At 70.4% G+C, this 26,231-nt stretch carries 28 protein-coding genes and 1 tRNA gene; 25 read left to right on the forward strand and 4 right to left on the reverse strand.

Annotation, left to right across the window (positions count from 1 at the left end):
- The first annotated feature begins 24 nt into the window (after window positions 1–24).
- The 8 genes from ACQ5SO_RS00765 to ACQ5SO_RS00800 all read left to right on the forward strand — a co-directional run bounded on the left by ACQ5SO_RS00765 (window position 25) and on the right by ACQ5SO_RS00800 (window position 5,191).
- Complete coding sequence (locus ACQ5SO_RS00765; protein ID WP_430939646.1) at window positions 25–456, forward strand: hypothetical protein; 432 nt, start codon at window positions 25–27, stop codon at window positions 454–456.
- Window positions 456–1,028 carry a MarR family winged helix-turn-helix transcriptional regulator gene (locus ACQ5SO_RS00770; RefSeq protein WP_430939647.1) on the forward strand — a complete coding sequence of 191 codons (573 nt, stop codon included), beginning with the start codon at window positions 456–458 and terminating at the stop codon, window positions 1,026–1,028. Before ACQ5SO_RS00765 ends, ACQ5SO_RS00770 begins: the two co-directional genes overlap by 1 nt.
- Entirely contained in the window at window positions 1,025–1,765 is a 741-nt protein-coding gene (locus tag ACQ5SO_RS00775; RefSeq protein ID WP_430939648.1) for a response regulator, read from the forward strand. The genes ACQ5SO_RS00770 and ACQ5SO_RS00775 overlap by 4 nt, the downstream gene beginning before the upstream one ends.
- A gap of 5 nt (window positions 1,766–1,770) precedes the next feature.
- Entirely contained in the window at window positions 1,771–2,205 is a 435-nt protein-coding gene (locus tag ACQ5SO_RS00780) for a hypothetical protein (RefSeq protein ID WP_430939649.1), read from the forward strand.
- A 211-nt stretch (window positions 2,206–2,416) separates the two neighbouring features.
- Window positions 2,417–2,920 (forward strand): YbjN domain-containing protein, encoded by a 504-nt coding sequence (locus tag ACQ5SO_RS00785; RefSeq protein WP_430939650.1) that lies wholly within the window; start codon window positions 2,417–2,419, stop codon window positions 2,918–2,920.
- 149 nt (window positions 2,921–3,069) lie between these two features.
- Window positions 3,070–3,897 carry a pyrroline-5-carboxylate reductase gene (gene proC / locus ACQ5SO_RS00790; RefSeq protein WP_430939651.1) on the forward strand — a complete coding sequence of 276 codons (828 nt, stop codon included), beginning with the start codon at window positions 3,070–3,072 and terminating at the stop codon, window positions 3,895–3,897.
- Window positions 3,898–4,108: 211 nt separating this feature from the next.
- On the forward strand, window positions 4,109–4,570 hold the full coding sequence (locus tag ACQ5SO_RS00795) for a phasin family protein (RefSeq protein WP_430939652.1): 462 nt from the start codon (window positions 4,109–4,111) through the stop codon (window positions 4,568–4,570).
- A gap of 264 nt (window positions 4,571–4,834) precedes the next feature.
- Window positions 4,835–5,191 carry a tRNA-binding protein gene (locus ACQ5SO_RS00800; protein WP_430939653.1) on the forward strand — a complete coding sequence of 119 codons (357 nt, stop codon included), beginning with the start codon at window positions 4,835–4,837 and terminating at the stop codon, window positions 5,189–5,191.
- A 4-nt stretch (window positions 5,192–5,195) separates the two neighbouring features.
- Here the strand turns inward: ACQ5SO_RS00800 and ACQ5SO_RS00805 are convergent, their stop codons facing one another.
- Both ACQ5SO_RS00805 and ACQ5SO_RS00810 read right to left on the reverse strand, forming a co-directional pair.
- The gene (locus ACQ5SO_RS00805; RefSeq protein ID WP_430939654.1) at window positions 5,196–5,672 is read right to left on the reverse strand and encodes a hypothetical protein; all 477 of its coding nucleotides are present in this window, start codon (window positions 5,670–5,672) and stop codon (window positions 5,196–5,198) included.
- A 322-nt stretch (window positions 5,673–5,994) separates the two neighbouring features.
- Window positions 5,995–6,078: transfer RNA gene (locus ACQ5SO_RS00810), tRNA-Tyr, on the reverse strand.
- A gap of 374 nt (window positions 6,079–6,452) precedes the next feature.
- Between ACQ5SO_RS00810 and ACQ5SO_RS00815 the strand changes: the two genes are divergently transcribed.
- From ACQ5SO_RS00815 to ACQ5SO_RS00870, 12 genes are all read left to right on the forward strand, one after another.
- The gene (locus ACQ5SO_RS00815; protein ID WP_430939655.1) at window positions 6,453–7,310 is read left to right on the forward strand and encodes a TrmH family RNA methyltransferase; all 858 of its coding nucleotides are present in this window, start codon (window positions 6,453–6,455) and stop codon (window positions 7,308–7,310) included.
- A gap of 154 nt (window positions 7,311–7,464) precedes the next feature.
- Window positions 7,465–7,986, forward strand: a complete 522-nt coding sequence (locus ACQ5SO_RS00820) for a YHS domain-containing (seleno)protein (protein ID WP_430939656.1) — start codon at window positions 7,465–7,467, stop codon at window positions 7,984–7,986.
- A 317-nt stretch (window positions 7,987–8,303) separates the two neighbouring features.
- Window positions 8,304–8,798: a CoA-binding protein gene (locus ACQ5SO_RS00825; protein ID WP_430939657.1), complete on the forward strand. Its 495-nt coding sequence runs from the start codon at window positions 8,304–8,306 to the stop codon at window positions 8,796–8,798.
- 107 nt (window positions 8,799–8,905) lie between these two features.
- Entirely contained in the window at window positions 8,906–9,616 is a 711-nt protein-coding gene (locus ACQ5SO_RS00830; protein WP_430939658.1) for an HAD-IA family hydrolase, read from the forward strand.
- Window positions 9,613–10,341, forward strand: a complete 729-nt coding sequence (locus tag ACQ5SO_RS00835) for an ATP12 family chaperone protein (protein WP_430939659.1) — start codon at window positions 9,613–9,615, stop codon at window positions 10,339–10,341. The genes ACQ5SO_RS00830 and ACQ5SO_RS00835 overlap by 4 nt, the downstream gene beginning before the upstream one ends.
- 15 nt (window positions 10,342–10,356) lie before the next feature.
- On the forward strand, window positions 10,357–10,836 hold the full coding sequence (locus tag ACQ5SO_RS00840; RefSeq protein ID WP_430939660.1) for a PaaI family thioesterase: 480 nt from the start codon (window positions 10,357–10,359) through the stop codon (window positions 10,834–10,836).
- Window positions 10,837–10,972: 136 nt separating this feature from the next.
- Window positions 10,973–11,671 carry a DUF1045 domain-containing protein gene (locus ACQ5SO_RS00845; protein ID WP_430939661.1) on the forward strand — a complete coding sequence of 233 codons (699 nt, stop codon included), beginning with the start codon at window positions 10,973–10,975 and terminating at the stop codon, window positions 11,669–11,671.
- A 62-nt stretch (window positions 11,672–11,733) separates the two neighbouring features.
- The gene (locus ACQ5SO_RS00850) at window positions 11,734–12,012 is read left to right on the forward strand and encodes an acylphosphatase (protein WP_430939662.1); all 279 of its coding nucleotides are present in this window, start codon (window positions 11,734–11,736) and stop codon (window positions 12,010–12,012) included.
- A gap of 375 nt (window positions 12,013–12,387) precedes the next feature.
- Window positions 12,388–13,404 carry an amino acid ABC transporter substrate-binding protein gene (locus tag ACQ5SO_RS00855; RefSeq protein WP_430939663.1) on the forward strand — a complete coding sequence of 339 codons (1,017 nt, stop codon included), beginning with the start codon at window positions 12,388–12,390 and terminating at the stop codon, window positions 13,402–13,404.
- Window positions 13,405–13,574: 170 nt separating this feature from the next.
- Window positions 13,575–15,314 carry an amino acid ABC transporter permease gene (locus tag ACQ5SO_RS00860; protein ID WP_430939664.1) on the forward strand — a complete coding sequence of 580 codons (1,740 nt, stop codon included), beginning with the start codon at window positions 13,575–13,577 and terminating at the stop codon, window positions 15,312–15,314.
- Between the two features lie 3 nt (window positions 15,315–15,317).
- Window positions 15,318–16,616 (forward strand): amino acid ABC transporter permease, encoded by a 1,299-nt coding sequence (locus ACQ5SO_RS00865; protein WP_430939665.1) that lies wholly within the window; start codon window positions 15,318–15,320, stop codon window positions 16,614–16,616.
- A 12-nt stretch (window positions 16,617–16,628) separates the two neighbouring features.
- The gene (locus ACQ5SO_RS00870; protein ID WP_430939666.1) at window positions 16,629–17,417 is read left to right on the forward strand and encodes an amino acid ABC transporter ATP-binding protein; all 789 of its coding nucleotides are present in this window, start codon (window positions 16,629–16,631) and stop codon (window positions 17,415–17,417) included.
- A gap of 189 nt (window positions 17,418–17,606) precedes the next feature.
- On the opposite strand, the gene ACQ5SO_RS00875 is transcribed toward ACQ5SO_RS00870, so the two are convergent.
- Window positions 17,607–18,194, reverse strand: a complete 588-nt coding sequence (locus ACQ5SO_RS00875; protein WP_430939667.1) for an alkylphosphonate utilization protein — start codon at window positions 18,192–18,194, stop codon at window positions 17,607–17,609.
- 278 nt (window positions 18,195–18,472) lie between these two features.
- Between ACQ5SO_RS00875 and ACQ5SO_RS00880 the strand changes: the two genes are divergently transcribed.
- The 4 genes from ACQ5SO_RS00880 to opgC all read left to right on the forward strand — a co-directional run bounded on the left by ACQ5SO_RS00880 (window position 18,473) and on the right by opgC (window position 23,896).
- Window positions 18,473–19,720, forward strand: a complete 1,248-nt coding sequence (locus ACQ5SO_RS00880; protein ID WP_430939668.1) for an aspartate kinase — start codon at window positions 18,473–18,475, stop codon at window positions 19,718–19,720.
- A 190-nt stretch (window positions 19,721–19,910) separates the two neighbouring features.
- On the forward strand, window positions 19,911–22,181 hold the full coding sequence (gene ptsP / locus ACQ5SO_RS00885) for a phosphoenolpyruvate--protein phosphotransferase (RefSeq protein ID WP_430939669.1): 2,271 nt from the start codon (window positions 19,911–19,913) through the stop codon (window positions 22,179–22,181).
- 103 nt (window positions 22,182–22,284) lie between these two features.
- Window positions 22,285–22,638 carry a DUF6614 family protein gene (locus tag ACQ5SO_RS00890; protein ID WP_430939670.1) on the forward strand — a complete coding sequence of 118 codons (354 nt, stop codon included), beginning with the start codon at window positions 22,285–22,287 and terminating at the stop codon, window positions 22,636–22,638.
- A gap of 127 nt (window positions 22,639–22,765) precedes the next feature.
- The gene (gene opgC / locus ACQ5SO_RS00895) at window positions 22,766–23,896 is read left to right on the forward strand and encodes an OpgC domain-containing protein (RefSeq protein ID WP_430939671.1); all 1,131 of its coding nucleotides are present in this window, start codon (window positions 22,766–22,768) and stop codon (window positions 23,894–23,896) included.
- A 24-nt stretch (window positions 23,897–23,920) separates the two neighbouring features.
- Here opgC and ACQ5SO_RS00900 read toward each other — a convergent pair whose 3' ends face one another.
- Window positions 23,921–24,628, reverse strand: coding sequence for a DUF599 domain-containing protein (locus ACQ5SO_RS00900; protein ID WP_430939672.1), 708 nt, complete (start codon window positions 24,626–24,628; stop codon window positions 23,921–23,923).
- 122 nt (window positions 24,629–24,750) lie between these two features.
- Here ACQ5SO_RS00900 and ACQ5SO_RS00905 point away from each other — a divergent pair, with 122 nt between their 5' ends.
- On the forward strand, window positions 24,751–26,205 hold the full coding sequence (locus ACQ5SO_RS00905; protein ID WP_430939673.1) for an FAD-linked oxidase C-terminal domain-containing protein: 1,455 nt from the start codon (window positions 24,751–24,753) through the stop codon (window positions 26,203–26,205).
- Window positions 26,206–26,231 lie beyond the last annotated feature (26 nt).

A 26,231-nucleotide genomic window follows, 5' to 3' on the forward strand; every position in this document is an offset into this window, starting at 1 on the left:
CGAAAACACGGAAGGAACAGGGGCTTGGCCGGACCGGAAGACATGCCGCTCGACGATGCGCTGGAGGCGCTCTCGGGGGCCGGGCTGCTTGCGCTGCGCTATGACGCGATGGGCGCGGCGCTGGAGATCGACCTCTTGCCTGACGCAGCGGCAAGCGGCAATGCGCAGGGCGCATGGCGGCTGCGGCTGACCGGCGTCACGGCGCTGCACGTGTCGGGAGAGAATCGGGGCGGCGCGCGGCCGGTGATCTACGGCGCGGCGGTGTTCGAGAAGGGCGGCAAGCCGAAGGGCTGGCGGGCCGAGGCGCTGGAGGACGCGATGGACCTGCTGGGCTGCGACGCGCCCGGGGCGGCCTTCGCGGGGGGCGCGCGGCTCTTCGTGCTCGACCCCGAGGACGGCGCGCCGCTGGTGGCGGTGCAGTTCGCCGGGCTGTCGCTGACGGCGGAGGGGGCCTGATGGGCGGCGCGGGCGAGGGCAAGGACGGCGCGGCCCGGCGCCTGCACGCGGCGCTGCTGAACCGCGGCGAGGACCGGCTGTTCCTGACCGACGACCAGCTGCGCCAGGGCGTGGAGCTGATGTTCTTCGCCTACAAGGAGATGGTCGGCGACGCGGACCGGATCCTGGACGAGCGCGCCTATGGCCGCGCCCACCACCGCTGCCTGCACTTCATCTCCCGCCGCCAGGGCCTGTCGGTGGCGGAATTGCTGGAGATCCTCGGCGTCACCAAGCAGTCGCTGAACCGCGTGCTGCGCCAGCTGGTCGAGGACGGGCTGGTGTCCTCCTCGGTCGGCGCAGTGGACCGCCGCCAGCGCCTGCTGCGCCTGACGGCCGAGGGCGAGGCGCTTGTCCGGCGCCTCTCGGACGCGCAGAATGCCCGCATGAGACGGGTTTACCTCGAATCCGGCCCCGAGGCGGTGCGCGGCTTCCGCACCGTGCTGGCCGGGATGATCGATGAAGAGCGGCGCGAGGCCGTGCTCGACCTGGTGCTGTCGGGCGCGGCGCCCGAGGCCGGGCGGGGCGAGGGATGAGCGTGGTGGAGGAGGCCGGTTCGGGCGCGCCCGAGCTGCTGGCGGCCGAGGAGGCGGCTTGCCACCTTCTCGTCGTGGACGACGATGACGGCATCCGCAAGCTGCTGGCGCGGTATCTCGCGCGCGAGGGGTTCCTGGTGACCTCGGCCCGCGACGCGGCCCATGCGCGGCGGCTGCTGGAGGGGCTGTCCTTCGACCTGTTGATCGTCGACGTGATGATGCCGGGCGAGGACGGGCTGAGCCTGGTATCCTCGCTGCGGCCCACGCTGGAGTCTCCGGTGCTGCTGCTGACGGCGCGGGGCGAGGCCGAGGACCGGATCGCGGGGCTCGAGGCCGGGGCGGATGATTACCTCGCCAAGCCCTTCGAGCCGCGCGAGCTCTTGCTGCGGATCAACGCCATCCTGCGCCGCGCCCGGCCCGCGCCCGCGCCCGAGGCCGCGCCGCCGCGCACGCTGATGCTGGGCGAGGTGCGCTATGACGTGAACCGCGGCGAGCTGTGGCGGGGGGATGAGCCGATCCGGCTGACCACCACCGAGGCGGCGCTGATGAAGGTCTTCGCCGCGCGCCCGCATGAGCCCGTCGACCGGGGCACCCTGCTGGGCGAGATGGACGACGCGCAGGAGCGCGCCGTGGACGTGCAGGTCACCCGCCTGCGCCGCAAGATCGAGGCGGACCCGAAGAACCCGCGCTACCTGCAGACGGTGCGCGGGGCGGGCTACATGCTGACGCCGGACTGAGGCCCATGTGTTTTGAGCGAGACATCTATGCGTTCTTCGTGAAGTTCGCCAAATTTGAGAGCGCGTTGAAATCTCAGGGATATTGCCGTGAATTGCCCCGTGGAAACGCCGCTCCTCACTGGAGAAGGTTCAAAACCCAGATCTCCGAAGTAGATTTTCCCAGGGGGTCGGCTTCGTTTGAGCTGCTGGCAGCGAAGCCGAAGCAGCAGATGTTTGTTGACGCGAAAGTTCCGCCCGTATTTGAGGAGTTCGACCCGGACGGTACGACCGCGGACAAGGTGGTCGATACTGTGAAGTTGGTCAGGAACAACCTTTTCCACGGTGGCAAGCATGACGGCGGTGAGTGGGATGACCCGGACCGTGTTCTCCTTTTGGCTAGGCTTGGAGCCGCCGTTCTCGATGAGTTGGCTCAAGCCGGAGGCCTTCAGCTCGAGGGCTGATCTTCTCGGACGCACTGCGCTACGGGCACCGCCACAGCCCTCGCTCCCTTCCGCGGCGCAGCAAAATTAATTAAAAAAAGCTTGGCAGGCGCCGGATTCGCCCCCACCATATTTAGTGAGGGAGCGGCAAGACTCCCCCGAACATAGGCATCCTCTCCGCCCGTTGCGGGGCCCGCTCCGCCGGGCCCGAGCATATGAGGAGCGTTGAGGCATGGCGGCTCTCGAAACCCATCTCTCCACGACCGACTTCCATCCCATCGACCTGGTCCAGCACCTGGCCGACTCCCGCGACTGGGAGTTCGACCGGATCGGCGACGACCGCATCGCGCTGGCGGTGGACGGGGCGTGGCGGACCTATGCGCTGTCCCTGTCCTGGTCGGGCGCGGACGACACGCTGCGGCTGCTGTGCTCGTTCGACATGGACCCGCCCGAGGCGGCGCGGGACGCGCTGCGCCACGTCATGGACCTGGCGAACGAGCGGGTCTGGACCGGCGCCTTCTGCCTCTGGCCCGAGGAAAAGCTGATGGTCTGGCGCTATGGTCTGACCCTGGCGGGCGGCGGCGCGGCCTGCGCCGGGCAGATCGACGCGATGATGCATGACGCGGTCACGGCCTGCGAGCGGTTCTACCCCGCCTTCCAGCTGACCGCCTTCGACGCGGCCGAGCCGGAAGCGGCGATGGAACTGGCGATCCTCGACGCGTTCGGGCGCGCCTGAGCGGCTTCGCGCGCGGCCGGGCGCGTCCCGGCTGCGCCCCGCGCCCGGGATCGTGCGTTTCCGCGCGCCCGCGCATCCCCGCGCGCCTTTCCATCCCCGACCCGCTCGCGTAGCTTCCCCCCGTAAAACAGGGCAAGGGAGCCGAGGCGATGCAGGACATCATGGCGAAACTGGCCGAGGGCGGCGTGGCGCTGCTCGGCTGCGGGAAGATGGGCGGCGCGATGCTCGACGGCTGGATCGAGGCCGGGCTGCCGCCCGCCTCGGTCACCGTGTTCGACACCCATCCCTCGCCGCGCGTGCAGGAGCTGGCGGCGCAGGGCCTGACCCTCAACCCCGAAGCCGCGCCGAGCCCGGCGGTCTGCATCCTCTCGGTCAAGCCGCAGTTCATGACCGAGGCGCTGGCGCAGGTCGCGCCCATGGCGGCCTCGGGCACGCTGTTCGTGTCCGTCGCCGCGGGGCTGACGCTGGACTACTTCGCCGCGCAGCTCGGGGCCGAGGCGAAGGTCATCCGCACCATGCCCAACACTCCCGCCGCCGTGGGCAAGGGAGTCACCGCCATCTACGCGCCCGCGGGCGTGGGCGAGGCGGGCGCAGAGATCGCCGAGGCGCTGCTGTCGGCCGTGGGCCAGACCGTGCGGCTGGAATCCGAGGACCAGATCGACGCGGTCACCGGCGTCTCCGGCTCCGGTCCCGCCTATGTGTTCCACATGATCGAGGCGCTGGCCGCGGCGGGCGAGGCCGAGGGGCTGGCCCCGGAGTTGGCCATGACCCTCGCGCGGGCGACCGTGATCGGCGCCGGCGCCCTGGCCGCCGGGTCGGACGAGAGCGCGGCGCAGCTGCGGATCAACGTGACCTCGCCCGGCGGGACCACCCAGGCCGGGTTGGCGCAGCTGATGGACCCCGAGTCGGGCCTGCCGCCGCTGATGAAGCGCACCGTGGCGGCCGCCGCGGGCCGCTCGCGCGAGCTTGCGGGCTGATCCATCCCTTCGGAATCTTCGTTATGAAACAGGGCGTTGGGCATCCGGCGCCCTGTTTTTTGTGCGGCGCACAATGAAATCCGTTGACATCCGTGTTGCGCTGCACAATATTGGACGCATCAGAGGACGCGGCCAGCGCGTCCGCCGGAGCGCCGCCCACGCGGCGATGACGCCCGGCCCCACGACGCGACGACCCGAAAGGATCAATCAGATGACCGAAGCCAACTTCTTCGCCTTCGACCCCGCCAAGTTCTCCGAGCTGTTCAAGTCCGCCGACATGACCAAGTTCTTCGAGGGCGCCAAGGTGCCGGGCTTCGACATGGAAGCCCTGTTCGCCGCCCAGCAGAAGAACATGGAAGCCCTGGTCGAGGCCAACAAGACCGCCGCCGCCGGCTACCAGGACCTGTTCAAGAAGCAGATGTCCATGATCGACGAGACCGTCGCCGCGGCCCAGGCGCAGATGTCCGAGCTGAAGATGGACAGCCTGACCGCCGACTCGGCCGCCAAGCAGGGCGAGCTGATGAAGGACGCCTATGAGAAGGCCGTCGCCAATCTGACCGAGCTGGCCGAGACCGCCAAGAAGGTCAACGAGGAGGCGCTCGAAATCATCCAGGCCCGCGTGCAGGCCGCCATGGCCGAGCTCAAAGAGCTGGGCGTGAAGGGCGCCGCCTGATCCAGACGCCCCCGTCCTTGCCGGGAAGCGCCCCCCCTCCTCCCTGGGGCGCGACCGGCGCGGCGGGCGGCCATGGGCGATCCTCCCACGCCCCGACGCCGCCCCTGACGGGGAGAGGGCCGTCCGCTGCGAAGCGGGCGGCCCTCGCCGTTTGCGCCCCCCGCCGCTTCCCCCCCGCGGCGCGCGGCGCCCCTTGCCAGCGCGGCGCGCGCCTGCTTGGCTCCTCCTTCCCCGCGATCCCCCGCAGGACAGGAGCCCCCGCGCATGACGACAGACGCCGCCGCCCCGCTGGCGACCATCGACGATTTCCTGAAGCTCGACATCCGGGTCGGCCGCGTCACCCGCGCCGAGCCCTATCCCGAGGCGCGCAAGCCCGCGATCAAGCTCTGGGTCGATTACGGCGGCGAGATCGGGGTGAAGCGCAGCTCGGCGCAGATCACCGAGCATTATTCCCCGGACGAGCTGGTCGGCCGCCAGGTGCTGGGCGTCGTCAACTTCCCGCCCCGCCAGATCGGCAAGTTCATGTCCGAGGCGCTGGTGCTCGGCGTCCCGGACGAGGACGGCGCGGTGGTGCTGATCCGCCCCGACCTCGGCGTTCCCGTCGGCGGGCGGCTGTTCTGAGGGCCTATTTCCCGCGCCCCGTCGCGGGTTTGAAGGCGAATCCCATGTCGAGGCGCTGAAGCTCCTCCACCACTTCGGGCAGCAGCTCATCCGCGCTGCGGCCCGAGAGGAGGACCGTGCGCATCAGCGTCTCCACCGCCGCCTGGCGCTTCTTGTAGTGGCTGTAGACGGCGAAGCAGAGGGCGGCGAGCGCGGTGACGCTGGTCTGCACCACGGTGGATTCGAGCAGCGTGACCCCCTCGGACCCCGCCGAGGCGGCGACCACGCTGAAGGCGGGCCAGGCCAGCACGCAGATTCCGGCGAGCAGCGAGAGCCAGAAGAACACCTTGTTGATGAGCGAGAAGCTGCGCGCCTTGATGTAGAGGTCGAACATCAGGATGCAGCGGTCATCGGCGGCGCCGCCCTCGGGGGCGGCGAATTTCTCGCGCGCGGCGCTCATCAGGAAAGCGGCGGAGATCTGGGCGGGGTGGTCGAAATCCATCTTGCGCCTCCGGGATGCGGGCGGGGCGTTCATGGTCCGCCGCGGCGGGGCGGCGCGCAAGGGGCAGGCGCAAGGCATGCGGCGGGCGGCGCGGCCGGGCTTGGGGAGGCGCAAGGTCCCCCGCGCGCACGCCCCGGCGACAAGGCCCCCCGCGCGCGCCCCGGCGGTCGGCGTCGCGGGGCGGCGGCGGACGGGACGGGCGCGCGGGCGCCGGGCCTCGGGGCCGGGCTGTCGGGGGGCGGTCGGAGGGCGCTGGAAAAGAGAAAGGACGCGGGGCGTTTCAGCGCCGCGTCCATCTCTGCCGATCCTCGGAAGAGGTCGGTGGTGGGCGGGGTGGGAATCGAACCCACTGTGCGTCTCCGCGACGGATTTACAGTCCGCTGCCCTACCTTAGAGCATCCCGCCCGCCGCGCTTCCTATAGATCGACCCCGGGGGCGTCAACCGCGGAATGCAGATTTTCTCGCCCCCGGTCGGAAGCTTTTTTCGAAGGCCCCCGACACGTCCCGGGAGGCTCCTTTTCGCGGGCCGCCGCGGGCCGCCGGACGGGGGAGGGGGGGGCGCGTGGGCGGGGGGGGCGGCCTACGGGATCGGCACGGTGGCTAGGCCCCGTGCATCGGCGGTGGAGATCGAGCGGGAGGATCGGCCCCCGCCCCCCTCGGGCCGCCGCCGCGGCGGGTGATGCGCGGCGCCCGCAGACCAGCGCCCATGGCGCCCTTGCCGTTGCATCCCGCCCCGCGGCATGCTTCACCCCGCCGGACACTCGCGCCAGGAGCCTTCCCATGTCAGACGACCGCCGCCCCGCCCGGCCCTCCAACCGCCGCCCCGGCGGTCCCGGCGGCCGTCCCGGCCAGCGCCACGCCCCCCGCGGCTTCCGCGGCGGCGAACGCTTCGGGCCGGAGACCGTCTGGCTGTTCGGCCTCCATGCCGTGCGCGACGCGCTCCTGAACCCCGAGCGGGACCGGCGCCGCCTGATCCTGACCCGCAACGCCGCCATGCGCCTCGGCGACGAGGCGATCCTGGCCGGGGGGATCGAGCCGGAGATCGTCGATCCGCGCAAGTTCACCGCGCCCATCGACCCGCAGTCGGTGCACCAGGGCGCCGCGCTCGAGGCCGCGCCGCTGGACTGGGGCCGGATCGAGGATCTCTGCGCCCCCGATCCCGATGCCGAGACCCGCGACATCGTCGTGCTGATGGACCGGGTGACCGACCCGCACAACGTGGGCGCCGTGCTGCGGTCCTCCGAGGTGTTCGGCGCCCGCGCGGTGATCGCCCCCGCCCGCCACGCGGCGCCCGAGACCGGCGCGCTGGCCAAGACCGCCTCTGGCGCGCTGGAGCGCCAGCCCTATTGCCGGGTCAAGAATCTCGGGACCGCGATGGAGACGCTGCGGGACATGGGCTACGCGATCCTCGGCCTCGACGGCGAGGGCGAGATGACCATCGCCGAGGCGCTGGCCGAGGTCCCCGGCGGCCGCGCGCGCCCCGTCGCGCTGGCGCTGGGCGCGGAAGGCCCGGGCCTGCGCGACAAGACCCGCGGGCTGTGCGACGCGCTGGTGCGGATCGACTCGGCGGCGGATTTCGCGTCGCTCAACGTCTCCAACGCCGCCGCGGTGGCGCTTTACGCGACCCGCAACGGCTGAGGGGCCGGCGGCGGGACAGGGCGGGGGCGGCGCTTCACGCGCCCCTTGCAGCCCATCACATGACGCGGAGGGGGGGCGCCGCGCGCGTCCCTTCGAAGGCATCTTTCGGCGCGAGGCCCGCATCGGGGCCGCCACCCCTGCCGAGGAGCCGCCCATGACCCGCCTTGCCGACGCCGCTAGCCGCCCCGCCCTTCGCACCGCCGCCGTGGCCGCCTTCGCCCCGTCCCGCCGCGCCGCGCTGGCGCTGATCGCCGGGGCGGGGGCCGCCGCCCTCTCGGCCCGGCCCGCCGCGGCGGGCGAGGACCCGGTCTACTCCGACTGGCGCGGCCGCGCGATCAAGGGCTACGACCCCGTCGCCTACTTCACCGAAGGGCGCCCCGTGGCGGGCGATTCGGACATCACCTACAGCTGGAACGGCGCCGAGTGGCGATTCGCCTCCGAAGCCAACCGCGCCCTCTTCATCGCCGACCCCGCGGCCTACGCCCCCCAGTATGGCGGCTACTGCGCCTGGGCCGTCAGCCATGGCCAGACCGCCTCGATCGACCCCGAGGCCTGGGACATCGTCGACGGCAAACTGTACCTGAACTACTCCAAAAGCGTCCAAAAACAGTGGAAGGAGGATCGTCCGGCCGCGATTTCGCGCGCCGACGCCAACTGGCCCGCGCTCCTGGACTGAGCCTCCGCGCCCCCGGAGGCGCCCCGGCGGGGCCTGTCGCAGCCCCGCGGACGGGCCTGCCTTGAAGCTGATTTCATGATGAAATTTCCGGTAATAAATCCGTGTAGATCTGGAATTCCGCGGCGGGCGAGCGCATATTGGTCAGTGAGCAGAGCGGCCTTGGATGGTCGTTCCACTCACTGTCCCTCGTTCCGAACTTCAGCGCCCGCCTCCGTGCGGGCGCCTTTTTTTCGTGCGCGGCCTTTCCCGCCTGGCGGGGGGCGCACGCCCGCGCATGGCGCTGGCGAGGGCCCGCGGGCGGCGATATGGTCCGGCCCATGACCGAACAGCTCCACTACTCCGACAAGGCCCTCAAGGGCATCCTGCGCCGCGCGAAATCCGTGGCCGTGGTCGGCGTGTCGCCGAACGAGACGCGGCCCTCCTACTTCGTGGCGCGATACCTCAAGCTGAAGGGATACCGGGTGATCCCGGTGAACCCCGGCCACGCGGGCAAGACGCTGCTGGGGATGACGGTGCGCGCCTCGCTCGCCGACATTCCGCCCGAGGACGGCGAGGTCCACATGGTCGACATCTTCCGCCGTTCGGACCAGGTCGAACCCATCGTGGACGAGGCGCTGGAGCATCTCTCGGGGCGCGGGCTGCAGACGGTCTGGATGCAGATCGGGGTGCAGAACGACGCGGCGGCGGCCAAGGCCGAGGCGGCGGGGCTGAAGGTGGTGATGAACCGCTGTCCGAAGATCGAGTACCAGCGCCTGTTCGGGGAACTGCGCTGGGGCGGGTTCAACACCGGGGTGATTTCCTCGAAGCTCTGAGCCGCGGGGCAGGGGGCCAGGGGCGCGCGGCGACGCGGCGCCCCCTCGACGCCGGGCGCGCAAGGCGCCACATGGCGGGGCGAGAGCCGACAACACGGGAACGCAACATGACCCAAGCCGACGCCGCCGGGGACGCGCCGCTGCGCCTCGCCGTGTTCGACATGGACGGCACGCTGATCGACAGCCAGCAGTTCATCAAGGCCGCCATGGCCCGCGGGTTCGAGATGACGGGCCTGACCCCGCCCTCCGAGGCCGACATCCTGTCCATCGTCGGGCTGTCGCTGCCCGAGGCGATGGCGGTGCTGGCCCCCGGATCGGACGCCGCGCGCATCGACGCGCTGACCGCCGCCTACAAGACCGCCTTCGTCGCCATCCGCGCCGAGACGGGGGGCGAGGCGAAGGCCCCGCTCTATCCCGGCGCCGAGGATGCGCTGGCCCGCCTCTCGGCCCGCCCGGAACTCCTGCTCGGCGTCGCCACCGGCAAGGCGAAGCGCGGGCTGGACCACACCTTCGCCAGCTTCGGCTGGGGCAAGCTGTTCCACACCGCCCATTGCGCCGACGGGCACCCGTCGAAGCCGCACCCGTCGATGCTGCATGCCTGCATGTCCGACACCGGGGTCGAGGCGCGGCACGCGGCGATGATCGGCGACACCAGTTTCGACATGCAGATGGCCAAGTCCGCCGGCATGGCCGCCATCGGCGTCGCCTGGGGCTATCACCCGGTCGCGGCGCTGCTGGAGGCCGGGGCGGACGTGATCATCGAGGACTTCCGGGCGCTCGACGACGCGCTCGACGCGATCTGGAGCGTACAGGCATGAAACTCTCGAAACGGTTCTGGAAATCCGCCGCCGTGGCCGAGACGGACGAGAAGATCGGGGACCTCGGCATCCCCGGCTTCGCGGTCGAACTGGACGGCCGCCGGGTGAAGACCCCCGTCGGGCGGACCTTCCTCGCCCCCACCCGCGCCATGGCCGAGGCCGCGGCGGCGGAGTGGGAGGCGCAGGAGGAGAACGTGAACCCCCTCTCCATGCCCGTCACCCGCGCCGTCAACGTCGCGCTCGACCGGGTGATCCCCGAGCGCGCGGCGGTGCAGGAGATCGTGGCGGCGTATGGCGAGACCGACCTTCTGTGCTATCGCGCCGAGTGGCCGGAGGAGCTTGCGGGCCGCCAGGCCGCCGGCTGGGACCCGCTGCTATCCTGGGCCGAGACGCGCCACGGCGCGCCGCTGGTGCGCGCGGCGGGGATCATGCATGCCGCGCAGCCCGGGGCCTCGGTCGCCGCGCTCACCGCCGCCGTCGCCGCGCTGGATCCGTTCGAGCTGACGGCGCTGCATGAATTCGTGGTGCTCTCCGGCTCGCTGGTCATCGGCCTCGCGATCCTCGACGGCGCCGTCGAGGCCGAGACCGCCTGGGGCCTGAGCCGCATCGACGAGGATTTCCAGGCCGAGCAATGGGGCGTCGACGAAGAGGCCGAGGCCCTCGCCGCCCGCAAGCGCAAGGATTTCCTGCAGGCCGAGCGCTTCCTGGCGCTGGTCCGCGGATAAAGGGGAGGAACAGCCATGAAATACGCGAACGGACCCGAGGACCTGCCGACGCCCGAGCAGATGTCGCAGATGTCGGGGCTGGAGTTCATGGAGGCGATCCGGCGCGGGGACTTCCCCGGCGCCCCCATCGCCCAGACCCTCGGCTTCGACATCCACGAGGTCTCGGACGGGCGCGTGGTGTTCCGCGGTACGCCCAGCTTCAAGGTCTACAACCCCATCGGCACCGTGCATGGCGGCTGGTTCGGCACGATCCTCGACAGCTGCATGGCCTGCGCGATCCAGACCACGCTGCCGAAGGGCAAGGCCTACACGACGCTGGAATACAAGGTCAGCATCATCCGGCCGCTGTTCGAACGCTCCGGCCCCGTGCTGGCGATCGGCGACGTGACCCATTCGGGCCGGCGCACCGGCCTCGCCACCGGGCAGATCGTGGGCGAGACCGACGGCAAGCTCTACGCCACCGGCTCCACCACCTGCATCGTGATGGATTTCTGACCCCTCCGCGCCCCGGCCCGTTCCGGGGTGCAACGGTTTCACGGGCCTGCGGCGCCGCATCCGTTGCGCGCGCCCGGGCGCCCGGCCGATCCTTGCGCCGCATCGCACCATGCCCGCGGCACGAGAGGACACGGCCATGCTCGACGGATACCAGCGCTACGCGGTCTACTGGGCGCCGGAGGCGGGCTCGGAGCTCGCCCGGTTCGGCGCCGCCTGGCTCGGGTGGGACGCGGAGGCGGGCGCCCCCGTGCCGCAGCCGGACCTGCCGGACCTGCCGCTCGACCTCGCCGCCGCCACCGAGGCGCCGCGGCGCTACGGGTTCCACGCCACGATCAAGCCGCCCATGGCGCTTGCGCCCGGGCGCACGGCCGCCGGGCTGCTGGAGGCGCTGACGGCCTTCGGCGCGAAGGAAAGCGCGTTCCGCGCGCCGCCGCTGGCGCTCTCGACCAGGCACGGCTTCCTGTCGCTGCGCCTGTCGTCGCCCGACGCCGCGATGGCGCGGCTCGCCGCCGACGCGGTGGCGGCGCTGGACGCCTTCCGCGCCCCGCACTCCGAGGCCGAGCTGATCCGCCGCCGCGCCGCGCCGCTGCCGCCCGAGGCCGAGGCGAACCTGGCCCGCTGGGGCTATCCCTGGGTCATGGGCCTGTTCGATTTCCACCTCACCCTCTCGGGCGCGCTGCCGCATGACCACCTCGCGGCCCTGGCGGCGGCGGCCGAGGCGCGGACCGGGGCGCTGCGCGTCGCCCCGCTCGAGGTGCGCGAGCTGTGCCTGTTCGGCGATCCCGGCGGCGGCGCGCCCTTCCGCCTGCTGGCCCGGGTTCCGCTGGCGGGCTGAGCCGCTTGATCGCCCGCCCGCCCCGGGCGAAGCTGGGGACAGGACGGCAGGGGAGAGATGCGATGACCGAGATCTGTCTGCGGGCCCAGGTGCTCGGCCGCGTGCAGGGCGTGGGCTTCCGCGCCTTCGTGGTCGACAACGCCGAGTTCCTCGGCCTCGAGGGCTGGGTGCGCAACATGCGGGACGGTGCGGTGGAAATGCTGCTGGCCGGCCCGGAGGAGCGGGTCTTCGCGCTGCTCGAACACTGCAAGGAAGGTCCGCCCCTGGCCGAGGTCACCGGCGTCGAGGCGGCGCCCGAACAGCGCCCCGCCGACCTGCACGGATTCCGCCGGGCGGTCTGAACTCCGTTTCAGCGGCATTGATTCTCACCACCTGCGCGCGAACGGGACGCTCTGTCGCATTCGTGAACGGAACGTGAGGGCGCGCCGGGCCCGGCGCGGCCGGTTTCGGCATGGGCCGAACGGGGGTCAAAACCGGCGTTTCAGCCCTCAATTCCGGCGAAACGTTTGATTTACGCTGCGTCCCGCAAGGGCTTTGGGGCGATTTTGCGGCGCAACCGGGACCGCCCTTGACCTCCCTTGATGGGCTTGTTCATTCTCCTTGATGGGTTCCATGGCGAACCCCAGAAAAAACGCGGGTCGGGACGGGCCCGCCCACAAACGCCCCGGACGCGTCCCAGCGCTCCGGGCGCCACCAGGCAGAGGTGTGACGAAAGTATGAAACTCAAAGCTCTCATGGGCGCGGCCGCCGCCCTTGCGCTGACCGCGGGCGGCGCCGCCGCCGGGACCCTGGACGACGTGAAGGCCAAGGGCTTCGTCGGCTGCGGCGTGTCCACCGGCGTGCCCGGCTTCGAATACACCAACGATGACGGCGAGTGGGAAGGCTTCGACGTCGCGGTCTGCCGCGCGGTCGCGGCGGCCGTGCTCGGCGATCCGATGGCGGTGAAATTCACCCCGACCACCGGCAAGACCCGCTTCACCACGCTGGCCTCGGGCGACATCGACATGCTGTCGCGCGTGACCACCTGGACCTACAGCCGCGACGTCGACCTGAAGTTCGAATTCGCGGGCGTCAACTACTATGACGGCCAGGGCTTCATGATCCGCAAGGACATGGGCGTGACCTCGGCGAAAGAGCTCGACGGCGCCACCGTCTGCATCCAGACCGGCACCACCACCGAGCTGAACCTGGCCGACTTCTTCCGCATCAACGGCATGACCTACGACCCGGTTCCGGTCGAGACCAACGCCGAGGCGCTGCAGAAGTACCAGGCCAACGCCTGCGACGTGTTCACCACCGACGCCTCGGCGCTCGCCGCCTCGCGCTCGACCTTCGAGACCCCGGCCGATCACATGATCCTGCCGGAGATCATCTCCAAGGAGCCGCTCGGGCCGCTCGTGCGCCATGGCGACAACGAGTGGGGCGACATCGTCCGCTGGTCGCTCAACGCGCTGATCATCGCCGAGGAGCTGGGCGTGACGTCCGAGAACGTCGACGAGATGGCCAAGGGCACCAACAACCCTGAGATCAACCGCCTGCTGGGCGCCGAGGGCGAGTACGGCGCGATGATGGGCCTCGAGGCCGACTGGGCCGTGAAGGTGATCAAGGCCGGCGGCAACTACGGCGAGCTGTTCGACAAGTATATCGGCGAAGAGACCCCGATCGGCCTGGCGCGCGGCCTGAACGCGCTCTGGACCCAGGGCGGCATCCTCTACGCTCCGCCGTTCCGTTGATCTGAACCGACGACCCGGGGGCGGGCGCGCAAGCGCCCGCCCTCTCGCCTTCCACGGGCGGAAAACAGGCATAACGCGCCGCGCTGCGCACGCCGGGCCAACCGGCGGCGCGTCTCCTCGGGGAAGGACCGCGCGGACGCATCCAACGACAGGCTGAGGGGTATTCGCGGATGACGACCAACGTCACCAATCCGCCGGCCCAGTCATTCCATCTCGGGATGCTCTGGACCGACACGCGCTACCGATCCATCACGATCCAGTTCATCGCGCTGTGCATCGTGTTCGCCGCTGGCTACTACGTCGTCGGCAACGTGATCGACAATCTCGCGGCATTGGGCAAGGAGTTCGGCTTCAACTTCATGACCCAGCCGGCGAGCTATGACATCAACCAGCAGCTCATCGAGTATGACAGCCGCGAAAGCCACGCGCGCGCGGCGGTGCTCGGGATGCTCAACACGCTGCTCGTCGCCGTCACCGGCTGCTTCCTGGCCACGGTGATCGGCGTGCTGGCGGGCGTCGGGCGGCTCTCGAAGAACTGGCTCGTCGCCAAGCTGATGACCGTCTACATCGAGACGATCCGCAACATCCCGGTGCTGATCCAGATCCTGCTGATCTCGGCCGTGATCAACGAGACGCTGCCGCAGCCGCGCGACTTCCGCGGCGCCGACGCCGAGGCGTCGATGTTCCTCGACGCCTTCGCCTTCACCGGCCGCGGCTTCTACGCCCCGGCGCCGGTCTGGAACGAGGGCTCCTACCTCGTGGTCTGGGCGCTGGTCGCGGGCGTGATCGCCGCCATCGTCTATGGCCGCTGGGCGGTGAAACGCCAGCAGGAGACGGGGCAGGAGCTGCCGATCTTCCCGGTCAAGGCCGGCCTGATCCTGGGCTTTCCGTTCATCATGTTCTTCATCGCGGGCATGCCCATCGGGCTGGAATACCCCGAGCTGAAGGGCTTCAATTTCCGCGGCGGCATCTTCGCGCGCGACAGCTACGTGGCGCTGACGCTGGCGCTGGCGATCTACACCGGCGCCTTCATCGCCGAGAACGTGCGCGCCGGCATCCAGGCGGTCAGCAAGGGCCAGTCCGAGGCCGCGGGCGCGCTGGGCCTGCGCCAGGGCAAGACCATGTCGCTGGTGATCCTGCCGCAGGCGCTGCGCATCATCATCCCGCCGATGATCTCGCAGTACCTCAACCTCACCAAGAACTCCTCGCTGGCGCTGCTGGTGGGCTACATGGACGTCACCGGCACGCTGGGGGGCATCTCGCTCAACCAGACGGGGCGCGAGTTCGAGTGCCTGTTCCTGCTGATGGCCTTCTACCTGGCGGTGTCGCTGTCGATCTCGGCGATCATGAACCTCTACAACCAGAACGCCCAGCTGGTGGAGCGGACCTCGGCCACCGGCCTCGGGATCTCGCTGCGCAGCTTCGTCGACGGCGCGGTGGGCAAGTGGGACAACCTCAAGAAGGGCGACGCCAAGATGCAGCCGGGCTACGGCATCCGGCTGGAGATGAACCTGATCTGGCTGTTCTACGGCTTCGCGCTGGTGGCGATGCTCAACTACATCTTCATCATGCACGCCTCCGAGGCGCGGCCGCCCTATTATGACTGGCCGACCTCGATGCAGGTCGGGGGGCTGCTGCTGACCCTGACCAGCTTCGGCGCGCTGATCACCTGCCTCTTCAAGAACGCGCGGTTCGTGGACCTCGCGGGGCTCGACCTGGTGGCCTTCCTCTTCGCCTTCGCGGTCGGCTTCGACCTCGACGGCGCGGCGGCGGCGCTGCTGGGCGACATGGCCCCGGCGGGCGTGACGCTGCTGGTCGGCGGCCTCGTCGCCCGGGTGGCCATCGTGCTCTACACCCTGTTCGGGGCGCGCCCGAACCTGACCTTCTTCCACCGCGTGCGGAGGGCCTGAGCCATGACGGACAACAACGTCGCCTGGGTGGCCGAGGGCTCGATCCCGCCCTCGCCGCCCCCCGCCGGGGAAACCGGCCCGATCCGCTGGGCGCGGGAGAACCTGTTCCTCGGGCCCGTCAACAGCGTCATCACCATCGTCGCGTCGATCTTCATCACCTGGGGGGTGCTCGCGCTCCTGCAGTGGGCGGTGTTCGACGCGGTGGTCAACGCCTCGTCCCTGGCCGAGTGCCGGGAGGTGAACCCGCACGGCGCCTGCTGGGCGGTGATCGTGGAGCGGTTCGACCAGTTCCTGTTCGGGTTCTACCCTGAAGAACTGCGCTGGCGGCCGAGCCTGGCGTTCGCGCTGCTGCTCGTGGCCCTCTACTTCGCGCTGACGGACAATGCGCCGTTCCGCGCGCAGGGGCTGATCTTCGCCGGGGTCTACCCGCTGATCGCCTTCTTCCTGATCTGGGGCGGGCCGATCCTGTCGGTTCTGGCCTTCGCGGCGGGCATCACCATCCTGTTCGCCGCGGTGATCTATGGCGGGCGCTTCATCCCCACGGCCTTCGCGCTGCCGATCGGCGCGGTGGCGGCGGTCGCGTGGCTGCTGTTCATCCCCGGCCTCTTCGCCTCTTCGCCGGGCGTCGACTTCGTCGGCCCGGGTCTCGAGGAAGTGGAATCCCGCCAGCTGGGCGGCTTCCTTCTGGCGCTGATCATCGGCGTCGCGGGCATCGTGCTGTCGCTGCCCATCGGCGTGCTGCTGGCGCTGGGCCGCCGCTCGGGGCTGTTCTTCATCCAGACGCTCTGCGTGGTGTTCATCGAGTTCATCCGCGGCGTGCCGCTGATCACGCTGCTGTTCGTGGCGAACTCGGTCCTGGCCTATTTCTTCCCGCCGGGCTCCTCGCTCGACCTGATCCTGCGCGTCGTGATCATGGTGACCATGTTCGCGTCGGCCTACATGGCCGAGGTGATCCGCGGCGGCCTCGCGGCGCTGCCCTCGGGCCAGCAGGAGGCGGCGGATTCGCTGGGCCTCGACTACTGGAAGTCGATCCGGCTGATCATCATGCCCCAGGCGCTGAAGATCTCGATCCCCAACATCGTGTCCACGTTCATCGGCCTCTTCAAGGACACCACGCTGGTGGTGGTCATCGGCCTTCTGGACCCGATCGGCCTCATCTCCGCCATCCGCGGCGACAGCAACTGGAACGGCATCGTGTGGGAGTTCTACGTCTTCGTCGGCGCGTTCTTCTTCGTGGTCTGTTTCGCCATGTCCCGCTACTCGCAATATCTCGAGCGCAAGCTCGCCACCGACCATCGCTGAGGAGAATTGATCATGACCATGGCGGAAGAACGCACCATCGACCGCGCCCGTATGGCCGTCTCCGACGAGGTGGCGATCCAGATCACCGGGATGAACAAGTGGTACGGGGAATTCCACGTGCTGCGGGACATCAACCTGACGGTGAACCGGGGCGAGCGGATCGTGATCTGCGGGCCCTCGGGGTCCGGCAAGTCCACGCTGATCCGCTGCATCAACCGGCTGGAGGAGCACCAGGCGGGCAGCATCGTGGTGGACGGGACCGAGCTGACCTCGGATCTGAAGAACATCGACACGATCCGGCGCGAGGTGGGGATGTGCTTCCAGCACTTCAACCTGTTCCCGCACCTGACCATCCTCGAGAACTGCACCCTCGCCCCGATCCACGTGCGCAAGATCCCCAAGCGCCAGGCCGAGGCGACGGCGATGGAGTATCTCGAGAAGGTCAAGATCCCCGACCAGGCCCACAAGTACCCGGGCCAGCTGTCGGGCGGCCAGCAGCAGCGCGTGGCGATCGCCCGTTCGCTGTGCATGAAGCCGCGGATCATGCTGTTCGACGAGCCGACCTCGGCGCTTGATCCGGAGATGATCAAGGAGGTGCTCGACACCATGATCGAGCTGGCCGAGGAGGGGATGACCATGCTGTGCGTGACGCACGAGATGGGCTTCGCCCGGCAGGTCGCGAACCGGGTGATCTTCATGGATGCAGGCCAGGTGGTGGAGCAGAACGAGCCGGAGGCCTTCTTCAACAACCCGCAGTCGGACCGCACCAAGCTGTTCCTGTCCCAGATCCTGGGCCACTGAGCGGCGCGCCCTTCAGCGGGGGGACGCCCCCCCGCACCCCCCGAATCCAAAACGCCCCGCGGCAGGCAAACCGCGGGGCGTTTTCCATTCTGCGCCCCCCGACCAAGGGGAGGTGGGGGAGCGCGAGGGGGAGGAGGGGGCTGGCCCCCTCCTCCCCCTCGCATCGCCGCGCCAGCGGCGAAGGAGCCGTCAGCCCGATTTCTTGACGTAAGCGCAGACGATATAGATCTGCTGCCCGTTCACCCGCCCCGAGAAATGGGTGGGGTCGTCGGGCACCAGCGAGATCCCGCGCACCGCCGTGCCGCGCTTGGCGGTGAAGCCGCCGCCCTTCACGGGCAGGTCCTTGATCAGGGTGACCGTATCCCCGTTCGACAGCAGCGCGCCGTTGGCGTCGCGATGCTCCACCCCCGCCTCGGGGGCCGCGATGCGCCCCGCCTCGGCCCAGGCCAGCGTCTCGTCATCGAGGTAGAGCATGTCGAGCGCCTCGGCCGCCCAGGCCTCGGCCTTCAGCCGGTCGAGCACCCGCCAGGCCGTGCCCTGCACCGCGGGGACCGGGGTCCACATCGCGTCGGTGACCGGCTTCCAGTGATCGGCCTCGAACGGGGCCTCGCCCGCCAGCTGCGCCGCGCAGGTCCCGCAGGCCGCCAGGGCGCCCTCGGCCCCCGCAGGGGCGCCGGCCACGTCGATCACCGAGAGGGGCGCCGCCTGCGTCTCGGGCGCCCCGCACAGCTCGCACGCGCCGTTCGCGCGGGCGCGCACATCATCTTCCATCGCCATGCCGTGTCTCCCTGGCCGCGTCTCCGCCCGGCGCCGGGCCGGGATCGGGGCGGGGTGTAGCAGCAAGCCGCCCGCCCGGCCACGCGCCCCGGACGCGCAGGGGGCGGAGCAGGCGATGCGCAGGGGCCGGGGCAGGGGGCGGGGCGCAAGCCGCTTGCGCCGCATTTCGGACGCCTTGCGCGTTTCCGCCCCCTCGTCTAAGAGCGGGGCGGTTTGAATCGGGGCCCCGCGCGCGCGGTGACGCGGCGTCGGCCCCGCCCGGAAGAAGGCGTCGCGCCATGCCCAGACTGGTGATGAAATTCGGCGGCACCTCGGTCGCCGACCTGGACAAGATCCGGAACGCGGCCGCCAAGGTGAAACGCGAGGTCGACGCGGGCTACGAAGTGGCCGTGATCGTCTCGGCCATGTCCGGCAAGACCAACGAGCTGGTCGGCTGGGTCAAGGACGCGTCCAACCCGCCCGGCGCCAACTCTCCCGGCTTCTACGACGCGCGCGAATACGACGCCGTGGTGGCGTCGGGCGAGCAGGTGACCTCCGGCCTCATGGCGCTGGTGCTGCAGGAAATGGGCGTCCCGGCCCGGTCCTGGCAGGGCTGGCAGGTGCCGCTGCGCACCACCGCCGCCCACGGCGCCGCGCGGATCGAGACGATCGAGACCGAGCTTCTGGACCAGAAATTCGAAGAGGGGCTGCACGCCGTGATCGCCGGCTTCCAGGGCATCGGTCCGGACGGGCGCATCACCACCCTCGGGCGCGGCGGCTCGGACACCACCGCGGTGGCCTTCGCGGCCGCCCTCGGGGCCGCGCGCTGCGACATCTACACCGACGTGGACGGGGTCTACACCACCGATCCGCGGATCGAGAAACGCGCCCGCAAGCTCGACCGCATCTCGTATGAAGAGATGCTGGAGCTCGCCAGCCTCGGCGCGAAAGTCCTGCAGACCCGCTCGGTGGAGCTGGCGCTGCGCTACAAGGTGCCGCTGATGGTGCGGTCGAGCTTCAACGACGAGCCCGGCACGCTGGTCTGCGACGAGGAGGACATCATGGAATCGAAAGTTGTCAGCGGCGTCGCCTACCAGCGCGACGAGGCGAAGATCACCCTGATGGAGGTGGAGGACCGCCCCGGCGTCGCCGCCGCCATCTTCGGCCCGCTGGCCGAGGCGGGGATCAACGTGGACATGATCGTCCAGAACATCTCCGAAGAAGGTCGCACCGACATGACCTTCTCCTGCCCCGAGGACCAGGTCGCCCTGGCCAAGAAGGCGCTGGACGGCGCCGCCGGGCGCGGCGAGATCGCCTGGCGCGACATGGTCACCGAGGACGACGTGGCCAAGGTGTCGGTCGTCGGCATCGGCATGCGCTCCCACGCCGGCGTCGCGCAGAAGATGTTCAAGGCGCTGGCCGCCGAGAACATCAACATCAAGGTCATCACCACCTCCGAGATCAAGGTCTCGGTGCTGGTCGAGCGCAAGTACATGGAGCTGGCCGTGCAGGCCCTCCACGACGCGTTCGAGCTCGAGAAAGCCTGAGCGCGCCCCGGGGGCCCCGCCCCCGGGCGGTCGCCCCCGCCGCCGGGCCGCCTTGCGCGGCCGTGAAGGCGGGGGCCGAGATTTTCCGCGCAGCGGACCCGTCGCCCATGCTATCCCTTGCCCGGAGAACCGCGGCCGGGGGGCCGGACGGACCCGGGACGCACCCCGGGAAGGATACGGAAACGACGACATGGCGGATGGAGAGACCACTCCGCCCGAGGGCGGGTCGCGGCGGCTGCTGAAGCGGCTGTCCGGCGTGATGGCGGAGCCTGGCGACGGCCAGACCCGGCTTGACCGCATCGTGCAGCTCATCTCCGACTCGCTGGGGGTCGAGGTGTGCTCGATCTACCTGCGCCGGGGCGAACGCACGCTCGAGCTGTGCGCCACCGAGGGCCTGAAGGCCGAGGCGGTGCACATGGCCCGCCTGCAGGTGGGCCAGGGCCTTGTCGGCCGCATCGCCGAGCGCGAGGAGCCCGTCGTCACCGCCGACGCGCAGAACGAGCGCGGCTTCCGCTACCTGCCCGAGACCGGCGAGGAGATCTACCACGCCTTCGCCGGCGTGCCGATCCAGCGCCTCGGCGCCGTGCTCGGCGTCCTCGTGATCCAGAACCGCGACAGCCGCGTCTATACCGAGGACGAGGTCCACGCGCTCGAAGTCATCGCCATGGTTCTGGCCGAGATGACCGAGCTCGGCGCCTTCCTCGGCGAGGGCGACGTGGACGTGGCGGGGGCGCACAAGCGCCCGTTCTACGCCGCGGGCGTGACGGGGCAGGAGGGGGCCGCCATGGGCGTCGCCTATCTCCACCAGCCGCGCGTCAACGTGCAGAACCCGGTGGCCGAGGATCCGGCGGTCGAGGCCGCGCGCCTCGAGGCGGCGATGGACGCGCTGCGCGGCGAAGTCGACGACATGCTCTCCAACGACCTCTTGGGCCATGCCGGGGAGCACCGCGCCGTGCTCGAGGCCTGGCGCCTCTTCGCCCATGACAAGGGCTGGCGGCGGCGGATGATGTCGTCCATCGAATCCGGCCTCGCCGCCGAGGTGGCGGTGGAGCGCGAGCAGACCTCGATCCGCGCGCGGATGGAGCGGATCCCCGACCCCTACCTGCGCGAGCGGATGCACGACCTGGACGACCTGTCCAACCGCCTGCTGCGCAAGCTGGCCGGGGACGACCCGGCGCGCGAGGTCCCCGAGGGCGCGGTCCTGGTGGCCCGCAACATCGGCCCGGGGGAGCTGCTGGACTATGGCAAGAACCTGGCCGGCGTGGTGCTCGAGGAAGGCTCCATCGGCTCCCACGCCGCCATCGTGGCGCGGGCGCTGGCGCTGCCGATGGTGATCCAGGCCGCGCGCATCACCACCGAGGCGCGCTCGGGCGACCGGATCCTGGTCGACGGCGACGCGGGGGCGGTGCACCTGCGCCCGGACGACCACGTGCTGAGCGCGTTCAAGGAGAAGATCTCCATGCGCGCCCAGGCGCAGGAGGTCTACGAGGGGCTGCGCGAGTTGCCCGCGATCTCGCTCGACCAGCAGCGGGTCGATTTGCTGATGAACGCGGGGCTGCTGACCGACCTGCCGTCGCTGGCGCCCTCGGGCGCCGACGGGGTGGGCCTCTACCGGACCGAGCTGCAGTTCCTGATCCGCGCCAAGGTCCCCAAGCGCAAGCAGCAGGCGGACCTTTACGCGCGGGTGCTGAACTCGGCCGGGGACAAGCCGGTGACGTTCCGCACGCTCGACATCGGCTCGGACAAGGTGCTGCCTTACATGAAGCGCGACGAGGAGCCGAACCCGGCCCTCGGCTGGCGCGCGGTGCGGGTGAGCCTGGATCGGCCCAACCTTCTGAAGATGCAGGTGCAGTCGCTGCTGCGCGGGGCGGATGGGCGCGGCTTCAACCTGATGTTCCCGATGATCGCCCAGGCCTCGGAGTTCGAGGAGGCGAAGGCCATCGTGCGCGGCGAGATCGAGCGCCACCGCGCCGCGGGCCGCCGGGCCCCGGCCTGGCTGAACATCGGCGCGATGCTGGAGACGCCGAGCCTCGCCTTCGCGCCGGACAACTTCTTCGAGTCGGCCGATTTCATCTCCATCGGCGGGAACGACCTGAAGCAGTTCTTCTTCGCCGCGGACCGCGAGAACGAGCGGGTGCGGCGGCGCTACGACACGCTCAACGCCTCGTACCTGAGCTTCATCAGCCTGATCGTGGAGCGCTGCGCGGCGGTGGGCACGCGCCTGTCCTATTGCGGCGAGGATGCGGGGCGGCCGCTGGAGGCCGCCGCGCTCTGCGCCATGGGGCTGCGCACGCTGTCGATGCGCCCCGCCTCGATCGGCCCGATCAAGCGCCTGGTGCGCGAGATCCGCTTCGACGAGCTGCGCGCCGAGATCGAGGCTGGCATCGAGGCGGGCGAGGTGAACCTGCGCGCGCGCCTCGTGGACTGGGCGAAGCGGACCGGGGCGCCGATCTCCTCCTGACCCCGCCGCGCGGCCCCGCCCCGGGGCGCGGTTAACCGCCTGTCAGCCATTTTTCGGCAGCCTTCCCTGCGGCGCTTCCCGCGGCGCCGCACGGGAGAGACGCATGAACATCTACCACTGCCTGATCGACCTGAAGGAGGAGGGGAAGGCCCTCGCCTTCGCCCAGGCCATGGAGGCCTGGATGACCCACCTGCACGAGGAGGGGACGATCCTGTCCTGGCGGCTGATGCGCCGGAAGCTGAACCTCGCCTCGGACCGGTTCACGGATTTCCTGCTGGTGGTGGAGTTCCAGGATTTCGCCCAGTTCGACCGCGCCTTCCGGCTGGTGGGCAGCACGAAGGACGAGCATGTCGGCAAGCTGCACCGCATGGTGCACGAGATGATCGCCCACAAGTATTGCGGCCTCTACCGCACCTTCCCGGACCCGGAACGGGTGGAGCGCCTCGGGTTGATCTGAGCCGCCCGCCGGGGCGCCTTCCGCGACGTTTTTCAGAAAAACCTCTCCGTCGTCTTGATGTTGCGGCGCAGCGAGAGCAGTATGGCTTCCGTAACGCGGCCAGAGGCGCCGCGTGGACGGGGGAATCATGCGGTATACGCTGGTCGACGGGATGCGTGGGCATCTTCTTCTTGGCATGATGTACGCTCACATGTCGTTCTCGACCGCCGTGCCCTTCGCATCGTACTTCCATCATGCCAAGTGGATTGGCCTGTATGATGCTGAATTCTTCATCCCGATCTCGGGCTTCTTGATCGGTTTGTTGTGTTTCGGGACGGATCGGCCCCGCTCTTTCGGTCGTTTTGCAGTCACCCGGCTGAGGGTGATCTATGGGTACATGCTCATTTGCCACGTCCCCTTCCTGCTCGACGGGCTGACCGGGGTGGACTGGGCGGAGTCGCCGGGCGCGGGGACGCGGCTGCTCGTCGAGTCCCTGCTGCTTCAGAAGGGCGGCTATTACGCCGACATCCTGATCATCTACATCTGCTGCTTCCTGGTCTGCGGCGGGCTGAGCGCGCTGTTCGGCGCGGACCTGCGCAAGTGGTGCGCGGGCTCGGCGCTGATCTACGCCGCATCCCAGGTCGAGGGCTCGGCCGGGCTGTTCGGCCTGGTCGGCGGGTTCCAGCCCTTCGACATCGCCGCCTGGCAGTTCCTGTTCGTGATCTTCGTCGCCCTCGGGGGCTGGTCGCCCGCGCTGCGCCGCCGGGCGCTGGCGGCGCCGGCCTGGGCCGCGCCGGTTCTCGCCATCGGCGGCCTGTGGCTGACGGCGAGCGCGGCGCACGGCCTGCCGCCCTTCAACCTGCATCCCGCGCTGAACGGCTTCGACGGCCGGATGGAGCTGACGCCCTTCTACCTGGTCCGGGTGCTGGCCGGGTGCCTCGCCATCACCGCGATCCTGGTCGGGCGCGACGCGCTGACGGCCCCGGCGCGGGCGGCGCTGCGCTGGTATTTCTCGCTCGGGCCGCTGCGGCGGGTGGGGCGCTGGTCGATCCAGGCCTTCACCCTGCACGTGCTGCTGATGGCGGCCGCGATCCAGGTCGACTGGACGGCCCTGTCCACGCCCCTGCGCGCCGCGGCGCTGGTCGGGGCGGTGGCGCTGTTCTTCGGGCTGATGCAGCTTTACGCCCTGTGGCGCGAGGCGCCGTCGGACGCCGCGTCCGGGGCCCCGTCCGGCGCCGAGGCGGCGTCGGGCGCGCGCAGTGCGGGCGGGCGCGGCTGATCCCGCGCATCCGCCCCGGCCCCCTCAGTCGTCGTCCAGCAGCGCCTTGCGGCTGTCCGAGCGGAATTCGCGCCGGTGCAGCACCGCCGCGGTGGCCAGGGTCGCGCAGCCGAACGCCTCGGGCCCCAGGAACCAGGCCAGCGCGGCGAGGCAGAAATAGAGCTGCCGCAGCCCGCGGTTGAAGCTCTTGCCCGCCGAGATGTTCAGAAGCCCCGCCTTGCGCGCGATGCGCTGGTTCTCCGCCTCGTCCGCGTCGCGCCCCACCGCGCCCATCAGGATCGCGCAATAGCCGAACAGCCGGTGCGCCCAGACGAAGCGCAGGAAGGCGCTGACCAGCAGCACCACCAGGAACAGGATCTTCGCCTCGGAGGTGGTGCGCGAAATCTCCAGCTGGTCCGCCGACAGGTCCTGCGCCAGGCTGACCACCTGCTCCGCCTGGCCCAGCAGCGCCGCGGCCCCGCCGATGGCGATCATGCAGCCCGAGGCGAAGAAGGCGGTCCCCGAGCGCAGCTGCGCCAGCAGCGCGCCGTCGAGGATCCGCGGCTCGCGCAGCAGCATCTGCTCCATCCACCGCATCCGGTAGCGGCCCATCACCTGCGCGGTCGAGGGGCGGCGCGCGGGCGCCCGCTCGATGGCCCAGGTCATGCCGAACCACAGCAGCAGGAACAGCCCCAGGGCGGCGGCGTCCCGCCAGCTGAAAAAGGCGGCGTCGATGAGCGAAAGCGGCGTCATGCCCCTGCTTCCCCCGTCCCGCGGCGCTTGGCAAGCCTCCGAATTGGTAAGATAATCGGACCAATTTCGCAGCGCGGGTCCGGGCCGCCGCCCGGCCGCGCCACGCAAGGGAGGGGACCGCCATGCAGATGCCCGAGCCGAACGCCGCCGTGATGGCCCGCAAATCCGCGGTGGTGGAGGCGCTGCGCGCCGCGCTGCCCGCCGACGCGGTGATCGACGACGACACCGAGACGCGGGCCTATGACTGCGACGCGCTGACGGCCTATGCCTGCCGCCCCCTCGCCGTCACCCTGCCGCGCACCACCGAGGAAGTCGCCGCGGTCCTGCGCATCTGCCACGCGGAAGGCGTTCCGGTGATCCCCCGCGGCTCGGGCACCGGGCTGGCGGGCGGCGCGCTGCCGACCGCCGATTCCGTGGTGCTCGGCGTCGCGCGGATGAACCAGGTGCTGGAGACGGACTATGCCGACCGGGTGATCCGGGTGCAGACCGGCCGCACCAACCTGTCCGTCACCGGCGCGGTGGAGGCGGACGGGTTCTTCTACGCCCCCGACCCGTCGAGCCAGCTCGCCTGCGCCATCGCGGGCAACATCGCGATGAACTCGGGCGGGGCGCATTGCCTGAAATACGGGGTGACCACCAACAACCTGCTCGGCGTCACCATCGTCACCATGGCGGGCGAGATCCTGGAGATCGGCGGGCCTTACGCCGACGCCGCGGGGCTGGACCTGCTCGGCGTCATCTGCGGCTCCGAGGGGCAGCTGGGGGTGGTGACGGAAGCCACGCTGCGGATCCTGCCCAAGCCCGAGGGCGCGCGGCCGATCCTGCTGGCCTTCGATTCCGCCGAAGTCGCCGGGGATTGCGTCTTCGACATCATCAAGTCGGGCGTCCTGCCGGTGGCGATCGAGTTCATGGACAAGCCGATCATCCACCTGACCGAGAATTTCGTCGGCGCGGGCTATCCGCTCGACGCCGAGGCGCTGCTGATCGTGGAGGTCGAGGGCTCGGACGCCGAGATCGACGAGGCGCTGGGCCGGGTCAAGGCGGTCGCCGCGCGCCACAACCCCATGGAGATGCGCGAAAGCACCGGCCCCGAGCAGTCGGCGGCGATCTGGAAGGGCCGCAAGGCCGCTTTCGGCGCCACGGGGCAGGTGGCCGACTACCTGTGCATGGACGGCACGGTGCCGATCTCGGCCCTGCCGAAGGTGCTGGTGGGCACGGCGGAGCTGGCGAAGGCGGCCGGTCTCGGCGTCGCCAACGTGTTCCATGCCGGCGACGGCAACATGCACCCGCTGATCCTGTTCAACGCCAACGACCCGGCGGAACTCGCCAAGGCCGAGAAGCTGGGGGCCGACATCCTGCTGCTCTGCGTCGAGGCGGGCGGCTGCCTGACCGGCGAGCACGGCGTGGGCGTCGAGAAGCGCGACCTGATGGACCGGCAATATGCGCCCGAGGATCTCGATGCGCAAATGTCGGTCAAGGACGTGTTCGACCCCGACTGGCTGCTGAACCCGGCCAAGGTGTTCCCGATCTACGCCAGCGCCTCCCGGCGCGAGGGACGGCGCGACGCGGCGGCCTGAGCCGCGCGGGGCAAGGACGAAGGCGG

It is taken from the genome of Rhodovulum sp. DZ06, from assembly GCF_050586345.1.
Classification (GTDB): domain Bacteria; phylum Pseudomonadota; class Alphaproteobacteria; order Rhodobacterales; family Rhodobacteraceae; genus JBOCEF01.